Below are 20,270 nucleotides of genomic sequence, written 5' to 3'. Positions count from 1 at the left end.
CACCCCGCCGGCGCCGGCGCCGGCCGGCGATGTGGCGGCCGGGTGAGTCCTGGGTGTCGCCGAGCCGCCCCGGTCAACCCGAGCGGCGCGCCGGAGCCGCCCTGGCCCGAAGCGCCAGGGCGGCCAGAGCTAGAGGGGGAGGCCGGCGAAGAGGTCGGTTTCGCGGGCGCCGGGTTCCGTTCCCGGGCCGCGCTCACCCCGGGTCAGCACGAAGTGCTCGGCGGCCCAGGCCCGCTTGCCGATGCCGTCGGCGAGCGCGAAGAAGAAGCCGTCCACCGCCATCTGGGTGCGGTGTGCCCGCATCGCCGCCACCTTCGCGGGCAGGTACTCGTCGGTCTGGATCTCGGTGGTGATCATCTCGTCGGGAACCGCCAGCGGAATGTCGTCCGCGGACTCGGCGGAGCCGAACGGGCTCTCGCCCCCGGACTCCCGGAAATACTCGATACCAGCCTGGACGAACGACTTGGGCGTGGCCGTCTCGTAGAACTTGGAGATCTGCCACGGCGGGCCGGCTTCCGGCGCGAAGTCGGGGTTCGCGGCATCGGCGAAGGCCCGGACGGACACGTCATGTGCCCGAATGTGATCCGGGTGGCCGTAGGCGCCGTTCTCGTCGTAGGTGACGAGAACCTGTGGACGGACCTCCCGCACCACCTGAACCAGGGCCGCCGACGCCTCGTCGAGGTCCGCGCGCCACAGGCAGCGCGGGTCGTCGTTGGCCGGAGTGTCGATCATGCCGCTGTCCCGCCACCGGCCGGCGCCGCCGAGGAAACGGTGGTCGGTGACGCCGAGCTCGGCGCAGGACCGGTCGAGCTCACCGATCCGGTACCCGCCGAGCTGGTCACCGAGATCCGACCTGAGGTTGATCAGCTCGGGAACCAGAACCTCACCGACCTCACCGAGCGTGCAGGTGACGAGAGTCACGTGCGTGTCGGGCCGAGCCGCGTAGGAGGCCATGGTCACGCCGGTCGAGATGACCTCGTCATCCGGGTGGGCATGCACGAAAAGCACGCGGCGCGGCGGCAGCACCGTTTCGGCGGATTGCGTCACCCCGCGACCCTATGCGGCCCCGGACCAGCGCCTCCGGCCCCCGCGCACCGAGCCCACCGCGGAAAGCGGGCCCACCACGGAAAGCGGGCCGACTCCCTGAGAGCAGGCCCGCTTCCCGGACTTCCTGAACTTCCTGAACTTCCCGGGCTTCCCGGGCTTCCCGGGCTTCCCGGGCGGGTCGGTGTCAGCCGGTGCGGCGACGCGAGCGCAGCTTCTCCCGCTCCGAGGCGGCGAGCGCCACCTTGCGCAGGCGCACCGTCGCCGGGGTCACCTCGACGCACTCGTCCTCGCGGCAGAACTCCAGCGCCTGCTCCAGCGAGAGCTGACGGTGCGGGGTGAGCCGCACCAGCTCGTCGCCGGTCGAGGACCGCATGTTGGTGAGCTTCTTCTCCTTGGTCGGGTTGACGTCCATGTCGTCCGCCCGGGAGTTCTCACCGACGATCATTCCCTCGTAGAGCTCGGTCGTCGGCGCGACGAACATCGTCCCGCGGTCCTGCAGGTTGAACAGGGCGTAGGCGGTCGCGACGCCCGACCGGTCCGCGACCATCGAGCCGGTCGCACGGGTGCGCAGCTCGCCGAACCAGGGCTCGTACCGGTCGAAGACGTGGTGCAGCAGCCCGGTGCCGCGAGTCTCGGTGAGGAACTCCGTCCGGAACCCGATCAGCCCGCGGGCCGGGACGAGGTACTCCAGCCGGATCCAGCCGGTCCCATGGTTCACCATCTGCTCCAGGCGGCCCTTGCGCAGCGCCAGCAACTGGGTGAGCACCCCGAGGTAGTCCTCCGGGGCGTCGATGGTCAGCCGCTCGACGGGCTCGTGCACCTTCCCGTCGATCTCCCTGGTCACCACCTGGGGCTTGCCGACCGTCAGCTCGAACTCCTCGCGGCGCATCAGCTCGACCAGGATGGCCAGCGCCAGCTCGCCACGACCCTGGACCTCCCAGGTGTCCGGCCGCTCGGTCGGCAGCACCCGGATGGAGACGTTGCCGACGAGCTCGGCGTCCAGCCGGTTCTTCAGCAGGCGCGCGGTCAGCTTCTTGCCGGACCTGCCGGCCAGCGGCGAGGTGTTCACGCCGATCGTCATGCTGATCGACGGCTCGTCCACCGTGATCACCGGGAGTGCGTGCGGGTCCTCGGCGTCGGCCAGGGTCTCGCCGATCATGATGTCGGGGATACCCGCGACGGCGATGATGTCGCCGGGGCCGGCCTGCTCGGCCGGGACCCGCTCCAGGGCCTCGGTCATCAGCATCTCGGTGATCTTCACCCGCTGCTGGCTGCCGTCCACCCGGCACAGCACGACGGTCTGCCCCCGGGTGATCGTCCCGTTGTGCACCCGGCACAGCGCGAGCCGGCCGAGGTACGGCGAGGCATCCAGGTTCGTCACCAGCGCCTGCAGCGGCGCGCCCTCGGTGTGGGACGGCGCCGGGATGGCCTCCAGCAGCAGGTCGAACAGCGGCTTGAGGTCAGGCGAGTCAGGGCTCGTGCCGTTCTCCGGGCGGGTCGTGGACGCCCGCCCCGCCTTGGCGTTGCAGTAGACGATCGGGAAGTCGATCTGGTCCTCGTCCGCGTCGAGGTCGAGGAAGAGCTCGTAGGCCTCGTCCACGACCTCGCTGATGCGGGCGTCCGACCGGTCGACCTTGTTGATGACGAGGACGACGGGCAGCCGGGCGGCGAGCGCCTTGCGCAGCACGAACCGGGTCTGCGGCAGCGGGCCCTCGCTGGCGTCCACGAGCAGCAGCACGCCGTCGACCATCGCGAGACCACGTTCCACCTCGCCGCCGAAATCGGCGTGGCCGGGAGTATCGATGATGTTAATGGTGACGTCACCGAAACGTACGGCGGTGTTCTTCGCGAGAATGGTGATCCCCTTCTCGCGCTCGAGGTCCATCGAGTCCATCACCCGGTCGGTGGCCTCACCACGCTCACCGAACGCGCCGGACTGCCGGAGCATCGCGTCAACAAGAGTCGTTTTGCCATGGTCGACATGGGCAATGATCGCGACATTACGAAGATCGGCGCGTACGGGCACGGTGATGAGCTCCGGGGCAACATGGGGCTTCAGGGCACTACCCTAGGACCCCGAAACGGTTCGTCGGATGAGGGACCGCGATCTTCGGCAGCACCCCCCGGAGGGCGGTACCCGCCCGGGAGAACGACGTCTGCTCCGCCGCGGTCCAACTCCATGGTACGGACTCGCGGCCGCGGGCCGCGCACTGCGGACCGTCACGACGCCGGCAGGCCCTCCCCCGGTTCCCCGAGCTCGGCCCGCAGGGCGTCGACCAGCGGCGCGTCCGCCGGCAGCCACGGGACGTCGTCGAGCTCGCGCACACCCAGCCAACGCAGGTCGTCGTGCTCGGCGGCGACTGGCACGCCCGCGGCCACGCGCCCGAGCCACAACCGCATCCGCCAGCCCGGGCGGGGCAGCGCGATCTCCCCGAACAGGCGCCCGACCTCAATCTCCACGTCGAGTTCCTCGCGGCACTCGCGGCGCAGCGCCGCGAGCTCGTCCTCCCCGGGCTCGACCTTCCCTCCCGGGAACTCCCACATCCCCGCGAGGGACGGCGGCGACACCCGCCGCGCGGCGAGCACCCGCCGAGCACCGTCGATCAGCGCGACGGCCACGACGAGCCGCCCCTCCTCCACCGATCCCACCACCAGCCGCCTTTCCGCCACCCGTTCTTCCGCCACCTGCCACCCTTTCGCCACCTGCTCCTCCGCCACCAGCCACCTTTCCGCCACCAGAGGACGGCCGGGCCGGGCGACCCCGCTGTCCGGTGCGACGGCCCGGAGTGGTAGCCGACGGAACTGATGAGTGTGCGGAGGGTGGCGGATTCCGCTTCCGGGTGACAGCATCCGGCGCAAGGGCCGAGGACGGGCAGGTCCCGTGCCCGGCACGGATCACAGACCGGACCACCGCTCACGGACGTGAAGGAGTCGCGGATGCCTACACGGCTGGACAACAGCGCCGTATCCACCGCGTTGGAGGCACTACCCGGCTGGATCGGCGACGCCGATCGGATCCGGCTCGAGATCCTTGTCGACGGTGACGAGTCGACGGCCATAGTCGACGAGGTGATGCGCGAGGCCGACGCGATGGACCATCACCCGGTCGTGGAAAGCGGCCCGGGGAGCACGATCTTCACGGTCTGGACCCACTCCGCCGGTGGTGTGACCGAGCTGGACGTCGAGCTGGCGCGCAAGATCTCCGCCATCCTGAGGTCCGCCGGCATCGCCTTCTGAGTCGCCTTGGGAGCATGACGGGGGCGGAACCCGTCACCACAGGCCCGGCATCACCGCGAAGGTGCCCTCCGCGGTGGGCGGGAGCGGGACGACGGCCCGCACGGCCTCCGGATCGATCATCCCGTAGAGGTGCGGGAACAGTGCCCCGCCGCGGTCGTCCTCGCCGCTGGCCGGCTCCCAGCGCAGCGGGGCGGTGAGCCGCTCGGGGTCGACCACGAGCAGCAGCAGGTCGGAGCGCCCCGAGTAGTAGCGGCTCGCCGTCTCCAGGACCTGCTCGGGAGCCGAGAAGTGGATGAACCCCTCGGCGTCGAGGCTCGGCGGGTGGTAGTTCGCCGGACCGACCGCCCATGCGTCCCGGCCCACCAGATGACAGATCACTACCGAGCCCTTCCCTCCCACGCGCCGTACGGACGCGGTTTCGTCAGCCCCGCGCGAGCTGATGGCGCAGGATCGCGGCCGCGGCCGCCGACAGCGCGACCGCCATCACCGCAAGCACCGCCAGATTGACACCGACATCCGCGAGTCCGCCACCGTCGATGATCAGATCTTCCCATCCGGTCACCGCCCAGTAGTGGGGTGTCACATGCGCCACCGCGTCGATGGCCGGTGGGAAGAATTCCAGGGGAACCATGCACCCCCCGATCGCGCCCAGCACGATGCCGACGAACGGCGTGATGGACGAGGTCCGCTCGGGGTCGCGCCCGATCGCGCCCACGACCAGGCCCCCGCCACAGCCCACGCCGGCGAAGGCCAGCAGGAGCAGCCCGCCGGCGAGCGGATCACCCCAGTCGACACCGAACGCGAGCGCCCCCACCGCGACGATCAGCGCCGACTGGGCGAGAGCCAGCACGAGCCAGCCGAGGGCGAGCCCGGCCAGCAGGGCCGGCACCCCCGACCGGGTCGAGGCGGCCCGGTGCAGGACCCCGCAGCGGCGGACACTCACGATGAACGCGGCGCTCGCGAGACTGTTGATGAAGACGAAAAGGATCAGGTTTCTTGGCGCGACCTCGGAGAACCGGTTCGGCTCGACGCCGGCACCGGCTCCGACGTCGCGGGAGGCGACCGCCACCGGCGGAGCCGTCCGGGCCAGGTCCCGGGCGATCTCGGCCACCGGGGCACCGGTCAGCCGGGCGGACACGGCTGTGGCCGTGAAGGTGGCCGCGGTGCCCTGGACGATGCCGGTCAGGGTTGTGCGGGCCGTCATCCCCACGTCGCTGCCGAGATCGGTGAGGACCTCGACCTCCCCGGGATCACCCGCGGACACGCGGGAGGGATCCGCGGCGGCGAACACGGCTGCGTCGAGGCCGGCCGGCAGCACGAGGACGGCGCCCACGTCCCCGCGGCGGAGCTGGTCACGGGCGTTACGCACGGTGTCGACGGCCCGTTCACGCAGGCCCGCGGCGGTGGAGACGCGATCCTCGATCGCGGCGGTGACCGGGCCGTCACCCTCGCGCACGACCGCCACGGTGATGGAACCGGCCCCGCCGAACGCGGCACCCGTCACCACCATCACGGCGATCGGAAGGACCAGGAGGAAGAACAGGGCCATCCGATCACGGGACAGCGAGCGCCAGACGACGGCGGTGAACGCGAAGGCCGCGACGAGCCGCAGCCAGACGCCGGGCAACCCGCGTGGACGCCCCGGGCCGCGACCGCGGCCGCCGGTACCCCCGGAACCAGCGCTGCGGCCGGGATCGGGACCGGGATCGGCCCGGTGGCTGGCGGTCTCCGCTGTCACCGGAAGATCACCCGCCGCACGCGGATCATGCCGATGCCTCCCGTGACCACGGCGACGACGAGCAGTACCGCCACCGCCGTCAGCACCGACTCGACGGTCGCCACCCCGGCCGCCAGGTCCGACAGGATGCGCAGCGACCAGCCGTTCGGTGTGAGAAGCGAGATCCGGTCGAGCACCGCGGGTTTCGGCCCCGGGCCGAAGAAGTTCCCGCCGGCGAGCGCGAGGGCGAACGCCACGAGCGAGGTCAGGGCTCCGACCTGCTGCTCGGTCCGGCCGAGCGAGGCGACCACCAGCGTCACCCCGGCGATGGCCAGCGCCGTCGCGACCAGCACCGGCAGCACGCCCGCCGTGGGTCCCCAGTGGGCGCCGAAGGCCACCGTGGTGACCGCCCACACGGTCACCAGACCCGACGTCCCGAGCGCGGCGACCGCCAGCGCGCGTCCGGCGATGAGTTCCCCGGGCCGGACCGGCGCGGCGAGGATCCGGTCGAGGATGCCCGCGTCACGGTCGTTCACCAGCGAGCGCGCGACGAACCCGACCGTGAAGAACAGGAAGAGTATCCCCATGGCGGCGCCGTAGAACGCGACGGGATCGACGCCCGTCCCGGAGACGCCGCTCTCCCGCAGGGTCAGGACGGGGGCCGCGTCGCGGGCGGCGGCGACCTCCGCGGCACTCGGCGGGCGCCCGGTACGGCGCGCCACGTCGGCGAGCGTGAGCCCGACCTGGTTGAACGACGCCGAGACGCCGATCGCGATGGAGTCGGCGACCTGGCCGGCGACCGGCGACGCCGGATCCCGCAGCACGGTGATGGTCGTGAGACCGCCCCGCCCCGCACCCTCCTCGTCCGGCCCGCCGGCGCCGGCCGCCCCATCATCGCCGCCGGCCGCCCCGTCATCGCCGGTGGCGCCGGCCGCCCCGTCGCCCGCGGCCTGGCCAGCGCGGATGGCTCCGCCACCGACCGCCGCCCCGAACCCCGCCGGCAGGACGAGGGCCGCGTCGACATCTCCGTCGTCCACCCCGCGCTCCGCCGCCGCCGTATCCGCCAGCGTCGCGAAACGCATCGGGCCGGCGTCGCCACGGGCCGGCGCGGTCAGGTCCGCGACGAGATCGCGGGTGAGGCCGGATCCGTCCTGGTCGACCACCCCGATCGTGAACGTCACCGACGACGTCCCGCTGATCAGCAGGCCGAAGACACCCGCGAGCACGAGCGGCCCGACGAAGCCCATCATCAGCGCGGATCTGTTCCGCAGGCGGCGCCGCAGGTCGACGCCGGCGATGACGAGCACCGGATGAGCACGCTCCGGACGCCGCTCAGTCACGCAGCGCCCGGCCGGTCAGGTGGAGGAAGACGGCCTCCAGGTCTGGCTCGACGACCTCGATGCCGGCGATGGTCACCCCGAGGTGCTCACCGGTGGTGACCAGAGGCGCCAGCAGGGCCGAGGCGGAGTCCGCGAGCACCTCCAGACCGCCGTCGACCGGCCGCGCCGCGTGGACGCCGGGAAGCTCGCCCGCCGCCGCCGCGAACCCGGCCGTCGGACCGGTCGCCGTGACGACGACCCGGTCGTGTTCGCCGATGCGTTCCACCAGCTCGCGGCGGGTGCCCTCGGCCACGATCCGGCCGGCGTCGATGATGCCCAGCCGGTCGCAGAGCCGCTCGGCCTCCTCCATGTAGTGGGTCGTGTACAGCACCGCGAGACCGGCGCCGCCGAGCGTCTCGACGCTGGCGAGGATCTGATGCCGGCTCTGCGGATCCACGCCCACGGTCGGTTCGTCGAGGATGAGCAGCCGCGGTTCGTGCAGGAGTCCGACGGCGATGTTGACCCGCCGCTTCATCCCGCCGGAGCAGACGTCGACCCGGTCCCGGGCCCGGTCGGCGAGGCCGACCACCTCGAGGACCTCGTCGATGCGCCGCGCGAGGTGCCGGCGGGGCATCCGCTGCAGCCGGCCGAAGAACCGCAGGTTCTCCCGAATGGTCAGGTCCGGGTAGAGCGCCAGCTCCTGCGGGACCAGACCGATCGCGCCGCGGGCGCGGCCGGCGTCGGTCCGCATCGGATGGCCGGCGACGACGACCGACCCGGAGTCGGCGGCGAGGACCCCGGCGATGATCGAGATCGCCGTCGTCTTGCCCGCTCCGTTGGGGCCGAGCAGGCCGTACGTCTCACCGGGGGCGATGGAGAAGCTGACGTCGTCCACCGCCGTCCGCTCGCAGAAGCGCCGGACGAGGCCCTCACAGCGCAACACCGGCGCGGCGTCCATCGTCGGTAGCGACCCGCTGCCCGTCACTCCGCGAACCCTAACCGCACCCGGCGGAAACGGGGCCGCCAGTGGCGAATCGGACGGCGACCGGGCCGACCGTCCAACCCCGACGAGCCGCCGCCTGCGACGCTGGAGACATGGACGGTGAGAATCCACCCCGGTCCGGACGGATCGTCGGTGTCGACATCGCTCGCGGCGTGGCGCTGCTCGGCATGGTGGCGACCCACGTCTTTCCCGCCTTCACCGACACCGAGTCGGACAACCCGGCGATCTCGCCCGTGTTCACCCTGGCCGCCGGGCGGGCCGCCGCCGCGTTCGCGGTGCTGGCGGGCGTGGCGCTGGTCCTGTCCACCCGGCGGCAGAGCGCGGGCCAGGCCCGGCTCTCGGTGTTCCTGCGCGCGCTCGGCATCGGGGCGCTCGGCCTGGGCCTCGCCTATGCCGACTCGGGCATCGCCGTGATCCTGGTGTACTACGCGCTGCTGTTCGTCCTGGCTCTGCCGCTGCTACGGGCATCCGTCCCGGTCCTGGTGGCGGTCGCCGTCCTGGCGATCGTCGCGGAGCCCGTCGTCAGCCAGTTCGTCCGCGACGACCTGCCGGGTTCGGACCTGTCGTCGCCGACGTTCGCCGCGCTGGGCGAGCCCGGACACCTCCTGGCGAAGCTGACGGTCACCGGCGTCTACCCCGCACTCGCCTGGCTGGGTTATCTCTGCGCCGGGATGGCCGTGGCCCATGCGGACCTTCGCTCACGCCAGGTGGCGACCCGGCTCCTGGTCGGTGGCCTGGCGCTGGCCCTCGCCGCGAGCGCCGCCTCCTGGCTGCTCCTGGAACCGCTCGGCGGGCGCACCGAGCTCGCGGACCCGGCCGAGGTTCCCGGCGTGGGCTCCCTGCCGCAGGGCTGGTTCATCGACTCCGGTCTCTACGGCGCGACCCCCACCGACAGCGCCTGGTGGCTGGCCGTCGACACGCCGCACTCGACGACTCCGTTCGACCTGGCTCACACCACCGGGACCGCGCTGGCGCTGCTCGGCCTGGCGTTGCTGGTGGCCCGCGCCCCCCTTGCCCGGCCCCTCGCGGCGGTCGGCGCGATGACGCTCACCTTTTACTCGCTGCACGTGGTGGTGATGGCCTCCGACCTGCTCCCCACCGACCCGACCAGGTCGTATGCGCTCCAGGTCCTCGTCGCGCTCACGGCCGCCACGCTCTGGCGCCTGACCGGCCGGCGCGGCCCGGCCGAGGCCGCCGTCTCGGTGCTCCCCCGGGCGGCCCGCCTCGTCCAGAGCCCGCGGCGGCCCGCGGTCAGGCTGGAACGAGGAACCTGACCCAGGCGGGGCGCCGGCTTCAGACGTTGAAACGGAAGTCGACGATGTCGCCGTCGGCCATCACGTAGTCCTTGCCCTCCATGCGGACGCGGCCGGCGGCGCGCGCCGCGGCCATGGAGCCCGCAGCCATCAGGTCGTCGTAGGAGACGATCTCGGCCTTGATGAAGCCCCGCTGGAAGTCGCTGTGGATCACCCCGGCCGCCTCGGGCGCGGTGGCTCCGGCCCTGATGGTCCAGGCCCGGGACTCCTTGGGACCCGCGGTCAGGTACGTCTGCAGGCCGAGGGTGTGGAAGCCGATCCGGGCGAGCTGCGCCAGCCCGCTCTCGTCCTGGCCGAGGGAGGCCAGCAGCTCGGCCGCGTCCGCCTCGGGCAGTTCGATCAGCTCCGCCTCGACCTTCGCGCAGAGGATCACCGCGTCGGCCGGGGCCACGAGGTCCGCGAGCTCCTTGTGCCGACCGGTGTCGGCGAGGACGTCCTCGTCGACGTTGAAGACGTAGAGGAAGGGCTTGGCGGTGAGCAGGAACAGCTCACGCAGCTCCGCGCGGTCGATCGACGGGTCGCTGGACAGCGGCCGCCCGGCGTCGAGCACCTCGTGCGCCGCCTTCATCGCGGCGAGCAGGGGCTGCTTCGACCGGTCGAGGCGAGCTTCCTTCTCCAGCTTCGGCAGCCGCGCGCCGATGGTCTGGAGGTCGGCGAGCACGAGTTCGGTGTTGATGGTCTCGATGTCGGAGGCCGGATCGACGTTGCCCTCGACGTGGACCACGTCCGGATCCGAGAAGACCCGGACGACCTGGCAGACCGCGTCCGATTCGCGGATGTTCGCAAGGAAGCGGTTGCCCAGGCCCTGACCCTCCGACGCACCTCTGACCAGGCCGGCGATGTCGACGAAGCTCACCATCGCGGGGACGACCCGCGCGCTGGAGAACATCTCGCCGAGCTTCGCGAGACGCGGATCCGGCACGCCGACGACGCCCACGTTGGGCTCGATCGTCGCGAACGGATAGTTCGCCGCCAGGACCTCGTTACGGGTCAGGGCATTGAAAAGCGTGGACTTGCCGACGTTGGGCAGCCCGACGATGCCTATCGACAGACCCATGACCGAGCAGTCTACGGGTGATCGCGCCCGGCCCCGATCGCGGAGGTCCCGGTCGCAATGCCACCGCCGCTCCCGCGACGCCACAGCGGCGCCACCGCGGCACGGTCGCGCCGCCCGCATGGCCGCGGCGCCACCATCGGATCATTCGTGGGCAGAGTATTCGCCGCCGCGCGCCGCCCGGCCGGGACGGACGGCGCGCGGCGGCCGTCGCAACGGCCTGGGATCGGCCGGGACGAGGCACGATCCCCGCTCTCCGCTGGACTTCCGGGTCGCCGGGCCGTCGGGCCGACGTCCGCGGACGGCCGGACGGCCGGTCCCGCCCGATCCGTCCGATGGCTGCGGGTCATACCGATCGGTAGCTCATCGTGCATAACGGAATGCCGAAAGTGCAGCTACCAAGACGTGCTCACTTCTCTGACCTATCGCCCTGACGCAGCCGCAAAGTTGGGACGGTACGTTGCCTGGGTGAGTACGCCGCCTCACCGGCAGCCCGCCGGACCGCCGGGAAGGTCCGGGCGTACCCGAGTGCCGGATGATTCGTACCCGCCCGGCCCGCGCACGCGGTCCGGATCACCGCCGCCCCCCACCGTCGTCACGGGGACGCGCCGGGGCCTGACCGCGCTCGGCGCGGGACTGGTCGCCGTGGTGGTCGGCGGAATCGGCGCCGCGGTCGACTCGCTCCTCTTCGACAATCTCAGTTACGTCTTCGGTGTCCTGTTTGTGGCCGCCTGCGTGCTGGCCGCGGTGCGGGTCCATGTCGACGACCTGATCGGTGTCGTGATCATGCCGCCGCTGGCGTATGCCGTGATCACGGTAGTGGTCGGCTTCCTGAACCCCGCGGCCGGCGACGGAAGCGCCGGGCTGCGCAACCGGGCGATCGACATCGGCTCCGAGATGATCCTGCACGCTCCCGCGCTGCTCACGGCGGTCGTCCTCGTGACGCTGATCGCGGCCGTGCGCGGGCGCCGGGCGCAGGTCGCGCGGCGCGAGCGCCAGCGCTCGCTCGCCCAGTCGGCCGCGGCCCGCAGGCGCCGGCCCCAGTAGAGCCCGCCCCAGTAGCGCGCGCTCCGCCGCCACTCTCCGACGGCCCCTCGCCCCGACGGTGCCCTTTCCGTGGCCCACTGCCGCGGGCCGCGATCCCCCGGCGAACGATGCGGCCGCGTGGTGCCGGCGTCCAGGGCAGCCGCCCGCCGCCACCGCAATGTGCCGCACCCAGGGCCCGCCCGCCACCGTGCGGATCACACCGATCACCGCTTCACGGGGGTCGGCCGGGCCCGGCCGACACACCAAGGCGCCATTCACGTCGTTCACCCGCATTGTTCACGGGTTAGCACGCCTGGGCTTTGCTGAGGTCAGCGCGGTGATCCCCACCGATGGGCACCCGAACGTCACCATCGCAACATCCGGACCGGCGGATCCGTGCAGTACTGTCACGACGTGCCCAACACGCCGGATTACCAGGGACGCACTCGTCACCCCTGGTGGCGGGCGTGCCGGTGCGGCCACACGCGGGATTCGCACCGACATTACCGACCAGACAGCGACTGCGGCGAATGCGACTGCCCACGGTTCACCCGGGTGCGTCGCCGCACCGGTCGTTCGGGTGCGCCACCGCCGTAGCGACGTCCATCCGGAGGACGTCGACGGGGCATGGTCGATCCCGGCGCTTGACGGCCGTGACGGCCATGGCGGCCGTCATGTGTCGGTTGCCGTGTCGGGTGTGGTGACGACCGCCCTAACGGCGGGGTCCTGACATCCGCTGTTCCGGCAGTGATCGCCCTGGCGGTCGCCGCCCGGTCAGCGGTTGCCGTGACCACCGCCCGCCATGCCGGCGGCACCGCTGGACGGCGGCACCCGGCGCGACGCGGGACAGCGACATCGAGGTCGCCGTCCGGGCACCCGCATGTAACGCAGTATTCGGAATTCTCGAATACAGATGATCTAAATTTCTTCAGCAGGACGCAGGAACACCGTCGCCCGCAGGTGCCGAACGGAAGCGCGGCCACTCACCGATGACGCGCCGTTAACCGTTCGATTTCAGCTCACCTCTTGATACACATCGCCTGGCCGTAATGGCGCTACTACAGGCAGCAATCACTCATGCTAGATTCCGCTGGACGCCAACCGGTTACATTCCGCGATATGAGCCGACCCGAGCAAAGCGGGCGGCCCGGGGACCGCTGGAGGGGCGAAAAGTGTCTTCCCCGAAATCCGCCACCACCGCGACGTGCAAGGAAAACAACGAAGGAGCCGGAGCCACGGCTCGTTCGGCGGCGGCCGGCCGGGCACGCGGTCGCAACGGCGCGGCCAACCAGCCGCGGCCGGTCCCGATCCTGCGCTACGACGTTGCCGCCGATCCCACGGGCCACGCGCCGCGGAGATCGACGGTGACGCCCGCCGTCTTCGCGCGCCACCGTCGCATGATCCAGAGATCCCGTCGCCACTTCATGACCGTCGTGGACTACTGCGCGGCGCTGCGCTCGGCCGACGCGCCACCCGACGCGATCGTCATCACCTTCGACGGCGATCACGCGGAGACCTTCGTCGCGGCCCGCGAGCTGGCCGAACGAGGCCTCGCCGCCACCGTCTTCGTCACCACCTCCCGGCTCGGGACACCCGGCATGCTCAGTGAGGGGGACGTGCGCCGCCTGCACGAGATGGGCGTCGAGATCGGCGCGGCCGGGCACAGCGGGCGCCGGCTCGACGGTCTGCAGCGCTCCGACGTCACCGCGGAGATCACGCTGAGCCGGCGGCGGCTGGCCGCGATCACCGGCGACGAGCCACGCTCGTTCGCCTACCCCCGCGGAGGCTGGGACCCGACCGCGCGCCAGCTGGTGATCGCGGCCGGATACGGCGGCGCGTGCGCCGTCGGGCAGGCGCTGTCCCACCAGGGTGACGACCCGTTCGCCATTACCAGGCTGACCGTGGACGGCGGTCTCGCCGACCACCGCGTGCGCGCCTGGCTGGACGGGATCGGCCGGACGCTGCCGCGCACGGTCCCGGCCAGGCCGCGGATCAGGCTCGTCCCGTCGGTGCTGGGGGCGCGGGTCCCGGCCCGGGCGCCGGCGCGGCTGGCCGGCGCGTACCGCCCCCGGTTCGCGCCGCACATCGCCGAGGGGACCCGTCTCCCCGCGCCCGGCCAACCCACCCTCCCACCGCTGTGACCACGGCCTCGTCGGCGGGCGCGCGAGGCGGCGCGGGACGGCGGAGCGGACGCGGCCGGCCCGCGAGCGCCGGCGCGGCCACAACCGGCACGACCACCGGCACGACCACCGGCACGACCACCGCCGCAGCCGCGGCCGTCACCACGGTGACGGCCGCGCTGCTCGCGGCCGCCTTCTGGGCCTGGGCGGCACACCGGGTCCCGGCGGTAGACGTCGCCGCGGACGCCACCGTCGTGCTGGGTCTGCGGGTCATCGTCTCGCTCGCGCGCGCCGCCGCGCCCGGACCCGGCGCGCGGCACCGGCTGCGCGCCGGAGCCCTGGCCGCGCTCGGAGCGGTCACCCTGGCCTGGGCCGGTGGATCGCTGATCCCAAGCCTGGCCTTCCTCGCCGCCACCCCCGGTTTCCTCATCCTCCTGCCGCTGGCGGCCGCCAGCGTCGCCCTCTGGCCGGCACGCCCCGATGTGTGGCGGTTCAACGCGTCCCAGGACTCACCGAACCGCCGCACATCGGCGGCCGGGATGCTGGTCGCCGCGGGGGCGTGGGTGGCGCTGGGCGCCGTCCGGGTGGGCGCGCTGGTGTTCGCCGCGGACGTCGCGGCGCGGGGCGGGGCGGGGCATGCGCACGTCGCCCTGCTCGCATGGCTGGCGCCGGTCGCCCTGGCGGCCGGTCCACGCTGCGGATGGCTGCTCTGGCGGACGGACGCGGACCCCGGCCTCGCCTCATCCCGTGTGGCCACCCCGGCGGGGCGGCAGCGCCCCGTCCGGCGGCTCGGCGCCCCCCGGCGGACGACGACGACGGCGCGAGCCGTCCCCGCGCCGGAGTGGGAGCCGCCGGCTCCCGGGTCACGCCCGGGCCTCGGATCGCTCCCAGCCCGCGGATCGCAACCCGCTCCGGGATCGCTCCCGACCCGCGGCTCGCCACCCACTCCCGACTCGCTCCCCGCTGTCGGGTCACCGTCGGAGCGAGGATCAGTGGTCCGGCCCAGCGCGCAGCGGTGGGCGCAGGGCCCCCAGCGACCGCCCAGGTCACGGCGCCCCTCGCTACCACCGACGAGGTCGCCGCAGGCGCCGACCCCGCGGTCACCGTTCTCGGCACTGCCCACAGCTCCGCCCAGCAGGACCCCGTTCGGCAGGACGCAGGTGGATGAGGCGGCGCGGCGATCGCTCGCGTCACTCGCGGCCGCGCCGGCCGCGCCGGCCGCGCCGGCCGCGCCGGCCGCGCCGGAGCCTGTGACGCGGGTGCTCTGGTCGGCGGCGGCGGCCGGACTGGCCCTGGTCGTCCTCGATCACCAGGTCGGCCCGGGGAGCGCCGCCTTCGCCCTGGCCGTGCTCGCCATCCTGGCCGTCGGCGGGTTCGCCGGCGGCCGTGGGGCCGCGACGCTGCCGTGCGTGGCCGTCGCGCTGGTCGCCGCGCCGCTGCCGCTGGCCGTGCTCGGCGACGAGTACGCCGATCAGGGAACAGCCGGGCTCCGCCTGCTCCTGGCCACCCTCGCGATCGACGCCCTGCCAACCGGCGCCCGCCCGACCGGCGCCCAGCCGTCCAGCGGGGTGCGGGCGGCCGCGCGGCCGGTGATCCGGCGCGGGGCCACGGTGACTGGGCTGGCCGTTCTGGTGGCCGCGCTCCCGATCATGCTGGCGGCCTGGGGTGCCGAGGGGGCCGCGCTTGCGCTGCTGCTCGGCCGGGTGGTCGCCGTGGCGCCTGTGGTCCGCCTGCCGGCGCGCCGCGAGCGCGCCGGCGGGCCAGCCGCCGAGGCCCCCGGGCAATCCCGGCCCGCCGGAACCGCGCCGGCCGCCGTCGACCGCCGCCCCGAGGCGGCCGGCCGCGGCGGGAGACGCGCCCGGATGGCCAGGTTCGCGCCGGGAGTCAGTCACCCATCTCGGTCACTGTAGCGACACGATGGCCAACTTTCCGTAACCTGCCGTGGCGTGGAGGAACAGCCGGCCGCACGGGTCCTCATCGTCGAGCAGGGTGAGGGGCTGTGGGGCGCCCAGCGCTTCCTGCTGAGGCTCGCCCCGCTGCTGGAGCGACGCGGGATCGAGCAGATTCTCGCCGCCCCGGAGGACAGCGCGACGGGCGCGGCCTGGCGGGCGTCCGGGCGGCACCACGCCGTCCTGCCAGTGCCGGCGGACCGGAGGTTGCGCCGCCCGGACGGCCGCCCGAGCCCCGCGCTGGTACTGCGCGAATCCGGCCGGACGGCGGTCATGGCGGCCCGGACAGCCCGGCTCGCCCGGCGGTTCGGCGTCGACGTCCTGCAGGCGAACAGCCGCTGGTCGCATCTGGAGGCCGTCGGGGCCTCGGCGCTGTGCCGGCGGCCCGCGTTGCTGCTGCTGCACGAGGAGAACGAGCCGGACCTGGTCGGCCGGCTGCACGGGCTGGCCGTCCGGGGGGCCGCGCGGTCCGTGGCGGTGAGCGGCGCGGTCGCGGCGTCGCTGCCGGGGTGGGCCGCCCGACGCGCGGTGGTGATCCGCAACGGGGTCGACACCGACGCGCTGCGCCCCGGCCCGGCGGACCCGGCCGTGCGGGCCAGCCTGTCGACGGACCCGGCAGCGCCGCTGGTCCTAGCGATGTCCCGCCTGGACCCCCGCAAAGGCGTCGACAAGGTGATCCGTGCGGTGGCCGCGCTGCCGGACCACCTGAAGTCCACGCGGCTGGCGGTCGCGGGCGCGCCCAGCCTCGACCCGGCGTCCGGGGAGTCGCTGCGCCGGCTCGGCGCCGAACTGCTCGGTGACCGGGTGCTGTTCCTGGGGCCGCGCTCGGACATCGGCGACCTGCTGCGCGCCACCGATGTCCTGGTCCTCGCGTCGAGTCTGGAGGGGCTGCCGCTGAACGTGCTGGAGGCGCAGGCGTGCGGGCGGCCGGTGGTGGCGTTCCCGACCGCGGGCATCCCGGAGATCGTGACCGACGGAGCGACCGGCCTGATCGCCCGCCAGGACGACATGGCCGACCTCAGCGCGAAGCTCGCCCGGGTGCTCGACGACCAGACGCTGGCCGAGCTGCTCGGCGCCCGCGCGCGGGCGAGCGTCGTCGCCCACCACACGCTGGACGCGCAGGCGGACGCGCTGGGCGGCCTGCTGATCAGCCTCGCCGGGCAGGCTCGCGCGCGGAGGCACCGGTCAGCCGGCCACGACACCGCACACTATGAGGTGCATCACACCACCGCTGGACGCAGGTCGTAGCCGGGCGGTTCCGCGAAGCCGCCGCCGGGCTGGCGCGGAGCGGCCCGGTCACGGCGCCGGCTCACGAGGAGCCGGTCAGGCGCCGGTAGGCAGGCCGGGGGCGGCGCGCCGGGCGGCACCGCGGGCCGTCGGCGAGACAGGCACGTCGTCACGGGCGGGCGAGGTGCCCAGCACCATGTCCGCGACCGGGCTCGTCACACCCAGCCAGTACCGCTCGTTGCGATAGTGGTGCAGCCGGTGCCCGCGCCAGACCCGCCGGTAGAACCGGTTCGACGGGCGGACGGCCGTGTGCACGAGGAAATGCGTCCAGTCGTAGGCCAGTGCGCCCAGCCCGGCGCACACCGCCGCGGTGCCGACAGCCGGCGGGCCCAGCGCCGCGAGGCCGACGGCGAGCGCCCCGCCTGCCGTCACCTCCCGGGGCCGCAGGAACATCGTGTCCAGGTTCGTCGGATCACGGTGATGCTGCTCGTGCCCGTAGCCGGCGAGCTGGTAGCCGACCGACCCGAGCCGGCCGCCCGGCCGGGCGTGCAGCAGGCCGCGGTGCACCGCCCACTCGACGAACGGCTGCGCGGCGAGGCAGGCCGCGGCCGTGACGACGTCCCGGCGCCGCAGCGGACCACGCACGGCCCGCACCACGCCGACCGCGCCCACACACCCGAGGAGCACCGGCGGGCGCGGGTGGGCGACAAACCGCCGCAGCGCCTGCGGAAGCGTCCGGATCTCGGCCGCGCTGCCATGCGGGCCGGGCCGGTCCAGCCGCGCCACCGCCCGTCCGATCGGAGCCGTCAGCCGCCGCCGGGTCCTGGCTCCTCGGACGAGAGTGGGCATCGGCCGGACTCAGAACGGGACGGTCGAGTAGGCCTGGAGCTTGGTCAGCTGGTGCTGGCTGTCGACCCGCCGGATCGTGCCCGAACGCGAGCGCATGACCAGCGACGACGTGTTGGCACCGCCCGGCCGGTACCGCACCCCGGCGAGCAGTTCGCCGTCCGTGATGCCGGTGGCGACGAAGAAGATGTCCTCGCTGTTCACCAGGTCCCGGGTGTGCAGGACCCGGCCCGGGTCGTGCCCGGCGTCCAGGACCCTCGCCCGTTCGGCGTCGTCCCGCGGCCAGAGCCGGCCCTGGATGACGCCGCCGATGCAGGTCACCGCGCACGCGGCGATGATCCCCTCGGGTGTTCCGCCGATGCCGAGCAGCATGTCCACCCCGGTGTCCGCCGAGGCCGCCATGACCGCGCCGGCGACGTCACCATCGGAGATCAGCTTGACGCGCGCCCCGGCCTTGCGGATGTTCTCCACCAGCTCGGCGTGCCGAGGGCGGTCCAGCACCACGACCGTGACATCCCGCGGCAGAATGCCCTTGGCCTTCGCCACCGCGCGGACGTTGTCCTCCACCGAGGCGTCGATGTCGACGACGCTCGCCGCTTCCGGCCCGGTGACCAGCTTCTCCATGTAGAAACAGGCGCTGGCGTCGTACATCGAGCCACGCTCGCTGACCGCCATCACCGACACCGCGTTGTTCATTCCCTTGGACGTCAGCGTCGTCCCGTCCACCGGGTCGACCGCGACGTCGCACTCGGGGCCCTCGCCGGAGCCGACCTCCTCGCCGTTGAACAGCATGGGGGCCTCGTCCTTCTCCCCCTCGCCGATCACGACGACGCCCCGCATCGACACCGTCCCGACGAGCCGGCGCATCGCGTCCACGGCCGCCTGGTCAGCACCGTTCTTGTCACCACGCCCGACCCAGCGGGCGGCGGCGAGCGCCGCGGCCTCGGTCACCCGGACCAGCTCGAGAGCGAGGTTCCTGTCAGGCGCCTGGCCCTGGACGGCGAGGGACTCGGGCACGGACGACTCGGGCACGGAAGGGGTCTCGGCAGCCACGGGAGGAGCGTAGTTCGACACGGCGTCACGCGCCGCCGGTAGCCGCCGAAGTACCAGCCCGCGACCGGGCCGCTACCGCCACGACCAGCCCTGCGACCAGCCTGTTTCCGGTCCGTGATGAGGCCGGCGGCTGGCTGCGGAGGCCGCGTCGCCGACGACCGGGCGGAAGCCCGGAAAATTCTTTGGACGGGCGCGCAACCTTCCCCGGAGGAACCGCGTCATACAGGTCGATACGGGTGGCCGTCACGCGGAGGGGGCGTGACGGCCACCCGAAGTCGTTTCTGTACCCGAGCCGTCCCAGCGCCCGGAGCCGTTCCAGGTCAGTGCATCCCGCCCACGGGACGGCCGCGCCGGGAGCCCACCCCGAGCCGGCTCGCGATCGCGACATCGGCGGGGCCCGCAGCGGCTCGCCTGGCGTCGCAAACGCCGCCAATCCCCTTTCTGGTCCTGCTGGTGCCGTCCTGCTGGTGCCGCCCTGGTCCTGCTGCTGATCAGGCGGCGGGGCTGGCGACCGCGGCTGACGCTCCGGTGTCGAGCGGCCGGACGGCGGCGGCGAGCGTCTCGAGGTCGGCCCGGTCGGCTGCCCCGGGGCCGCCACCGTCGTCGACAATCGTCGTCACACCGTCGGCCACGCGCGTGATCGCCAGATGCCCGTCGCTGTCGCGTCGCTCGTCCCACTCCTCACCGGCGACGCTCACGGCCCCGGTGGTGGGTCGGTCACCGAGAATCGCCTGGACCGCGTCCGGGGCGTTGCTCTGGATGAACCGGGTGTAGGTCCGGTCGCCCGGCCGGTCGATGACGTACCCGATCGTGATCTGAGTGGTGTCTCCGTCGCTGGTCCCACCGGAGGGCAGCTTCATCCGGATCGACGTCGGCTTGAAGAAGTCGGGCAGGTCCTGGGGCGCCGAGGCCGGGTAGGGCGCCTGGCGCGCGTACGGCACCAGCGTGGACTCCGTGTCCACGACCTTCACCTCGGGATCCTCACCCCCGTGCGGCATCACGAAGACGTAGAACACCGCCACTCCCGCCAGCACCACGGCGAGGGAGAGCACCATGTCCCGGACTGTTTCCTGACCGCGTTGACGCGCCACGCCCTCATCTTCCGATCCGACGCCGCCCTGATCCGACGACGTCCGTACTCGACGTCCGCATGGGACGCCCACAGGGGACGTCCGTGACTCCATGTCCGCACTGGACGTCCGGGCCCGACGGCGTTCGGATCCGGCGGCCATCACCTGACGAACACCCGCTGGACACCCGCGGAACCGCGGAACCGCGGAACCCGACCCTACGGCCCCCCGAAGCCCTGGCGTCCCGCCCGGCCCCACCGAATGTGTGCCACCCACCGCACACCTGGCC

17 protein-coding genes are annotated in these 20,270 nt (G+C 73.2%); 6 read left to right on the top strand and 11 right to left on the bottom strand.

Translation table 11 applies throughout. The features are described 5' to 3' along the window. Window positions 1-129: 129 nt before the first annotated feature. The 3 genes from mshB to FMEAI12_RS04845 all read right to left on the bottom strand — a co-directional run bounded on the left by mshB (window position 130) and on the right by FMEAI12_RS04845 (window position 3,696). Window positions 130-1,047, bottom strand: coding sequence for an N-acetyl-1-D-myo-inositol-2-amino-2-deoxy-alpha-D-glucopyranoside deacetylase (gene mshB, locus FMEAI12_RS04855; RefSeq protein WP_112105113.1), 918 nt, complete (start codon window positions 1,045-1,047; stop codon window positions 130-132). A gap of 184 nt (window positions 1,048-1,231) precedes the next feature. Continuing rightward, window positions 1,232-3,073: a translational GTPase TypA gene (typA, locus tag FMEAI12_RS04850; RefSeq protein WP_112105112.1), complete on the bottom strand. Its 1,842-nt coding sequence runs from the start codon at window positions 3,071-3,073 to the stop codon at window positions 1,232-1,234. A 194-nt stretch (window positions 3,074-3,267) separates the two neighbouring features. Next, window positions 3,268-3,696, bottom strand: a complete 429-nt coding sequence (locus tag FMEAI12_RS04845) for a (deoxy)nucleoside triphosphate pyrophosphohydrolase (protein WP_112105115.1) — start codon at window positions 3,694-3,696, stop codon at window positions 3,268-3,270. A 288-nt stretch (window positions 3,697-3,984) separates the two neighbouring features. On the opposite strand from FMEAI12_RS04845, the gene FMEAI12_RS04840 reads away from it, so the two are divergent. Then, window positions 3,985-4,284: a 4a-hydroxytetrahydrobiopterin dehydratase gene (locus FMEAI12_RS04840; protein WP_112105114.1), complete on the top strand. Its 300-nt coding sequence runs from the start codon at window positions 3,985-3,987 to the stop codon at window positions 4,282-4,284. A gap of 33 nt (window positions 4,285-4,317) precedes the next feature. Here the strand turns inward: FMEAI12_RS04840 and FMEAI12_RS04835 are convergent, their stop codons facing one another. From FMEAI12_RS04835 to FMEAI12_RS04820, 4 genes are read right to left on the bottom strand one after another with little or no spacing between them, the layout of a single operon-like run. After that, entirely contained in the window at window positions 4,318-4,662 is a 345-nt protein-coding gene (locus FMEAI12_RS04835) for a DUF952 domain-containing protein (RefSeq protein WP_071059302.1), read from the bottom strand. A gap of 43 nt (window positions 4,663-4,705) precedes the next feature. Then, window positions 4,706-6,022 (bottom strand): ABC transporter permease, encoded by a 1,317-nt coding sequence (locus FMEAI12_RS04830; protein WP_131625783.1) that lies wholly within the window; start codon window positions 6,020-6,022, stop codon window positions 4,706-4,708. Continuing rightward, a complete protein-coding gene (locus FMEAI12_RS04825; protein WP_112105110.1) occupies window positions 6,019-7,341 on the bottom strand; it encodes an ABC transporter permease in 1,323 nt (440 codons plus the stop codon). Before FMEAI12_RS04825 ends, FMEAI12_RS04830 begins: the two co-directional genes overlap by 4 nt. Next, entirely contained in the window at window positions 7,334-8,278 is a 945-nt protein-coding gene (locus FMEAI12_RS04820) for an ABC transporter ATP-binding protein (protein WP_112105109.1), read from the bottom strand. The genes FMEAI12_RS04825 and FMEAI12_RS04820 overlap by 8 nt, the downstream gene beginning before the upstream one ends. Window positions 8,279-8,415: 137 nt before the next feature. Here FMEAI12_RS04820 and FMEAI12_RS04815 point away from each other — a divergent pair, with 137 nt between their 5' ends. Next, entirely contained in the window at window positions 8,416-9,597 is a 1,182-nt protein-coding gene (locus tag FMEAI12_RS04815; RefSeq protein WP_071059296.1) for a heparan-alpha-glucosaminide N-acetyltransferase domain-containing protein, read from the top strand. Between the two features lie 19 nt (window positions 9,598-9,616). Here FMEAI12_RS04815 and ychF read toward each other — a convergent pair whose 3' ends face one another. Next, a complete protein-coding gene (gene ychF, locus FMEAI12_RS04810) occupies window positions 9,617-10,693 on the bottom strand; it encodes a redox-regulated ATPase YchF (RefSeq protein WP_071059294.1) in 1,077 nt (358 codons plus the stop codon). Window positions 10,694-11,218: 525 nt separating this feature from the next. On the opposite strand from ychF, the gene FMEAI12_RS04805 reads away from it, so the two are divergent. The 4 genes from FMEAI12_RS04805 (at window position 11,219) to FMEAI12_RS04790 (ending at window position 17,033) form a co-directional block, all read left to right on the top strand. After that, window positions 11,219-11,737, top strand: a complete 519-nt coding sequence (locus tag FMEAI12_RS04805) for a DUF6542 domain-containing protein (RefSeq protein WP_071059293.1) — start codon at window positions 11,219-11,221, stop codon at window positions 11,735-11,737. A gap of 1,343 nt (window positions 11,738-13,080) precedes the next feature. After that, window positions 13,081-13,857, top strand: coding sequence for a polysaccharide deacetylase family protein (locus FMEAI12_RS04800; RefSeq protein WP_235013706.1), 777 nt, complete (start codon window positions 13,081-13,083; stop codon window positions 13,855-13,857). Further along, a complete protein-coding gene (locus FMEAI12_RS04795; protein ID WP_112105107.1) occupies window positions 13,854-15,746 on the top strand; it encodes a hypothetical protein in 1,893 nt (630 codons plus the stop codon). The genes FMEAI12_RS04800 and FMEAI12_RS04795 overlap by 4 nt, the downstream gene beginning before the upstream one ends. Window positions 15,747-15,782: 36 nt before the next feature. Beyond that, on the top strand, window positions 15,783-17,033 hold the full coding sequence (locus tag FMEAI12_RS04790; protein ID WP_112105106.1) for a glycosyltransferase family 4 protein: 1,251 nt from the start codon (window positions 15,783-15,785) through the stop codon (window positions 17,031-17,033). Between the two features lie 75 nt (window positions 17,034-17,108). Here FMEAI12_RS04790 and FMEAI12_RS04785 read toward each other — a convergent pair whose 3' ends face one another. The 3 genes from FMEAI12_RS04785 to FMEAI12_RS04775 form a co-directional block, all read right to left on the bottom strand. Then, window positions 17,109-17,861: a sterol desaturase family protein gene (locus FMEAI12_RS04785; RefSeq protein WP_112105105.1), complete on the bottom strand. Its 753-nt coding sequence runs from the start codon at window positions 17,859-17,861 to the stop codon at window positions 17,109-17,111. Window positions 17,862-17,870: 9 nt separating this feature from the next. Beyond that, complete coding sequence (gene glpX / locus FMEAI12_RS04780; RefSeq protein WP_235013705.1) at window positions 17,871-18,890, bottom strand: class II fructose-bisphosphatase; 1,020 nt, start codon at window positions 18,888-18,890, stop codon at window positions 17,871-17,873. A gap of 512 nt (window positions 18,891-19,402) precedes the next feature. Beyond that, window positions 19,403-20,002, bottom strand: coding sequence for a DUF4245 domain-containing protein (locus tag FMEAI12_RS04775; protein WP_020458497.1), 600 nt, complete (start codon window positions 20,000-20,002; stop codon window positions 19,403-19,405). Window positions 20,003-20,270 lie beyond the last annotated feature (268 nt).

Origin of the sequence: Parafrankia sp. Ea1.12 (assembly GCF_900465275.1) — a bacterium.
In the GTDB taxonomy this organism is placed as follows: domain Bacteria; phylum Actinomycetota; class Actinomycetes; order Frankiales; family Frankiaceae; genus Parafrankia; species Parafrankia soli.
Note: the sequence above shows the minus strand (reverse complement) of the source record. Positions and strands in the feature narration are given on the sequence as shown.

Coding starts and splice junctions, on each gene's coding strand:
- FMEAI12_RS04840 (WP_112105114.1), top strand. CDS start 3,985: ATGCCTACACGGCTGGACAACAGCGCCGTATCCACCGCGTTGGAGGCA.
- FMEAI12_RS04820 (WP_112105109.1), bottom strand. CDS start 8,278: ATGGACGCCGCGCCGGTGTTGCGCTGTGAGGGCCTCGTCCGGCGCTTC.
- FMEAI12_RS04815 (WP_071059296.1), top strand. CDS start 8,416: ATGGACGGTGAGAATCCACCCCGGTCCGGACGGATCGTCGGTGTCGAC.
- ychF (WP_071059294.1), bottom strand. CDS start 10,693: ATGGGTCTGTCGATAGGCATCGTCGGGCTGCCCAACGTCGGCAAGTCC.
- FMEAI12_RS04785 (WP_112105105.1), bottom strand. CDS start 17,861: ATGCCCACTCTCGTCCGAGGAGCCAGGACCCGGCGGCGGCTGACGGCT.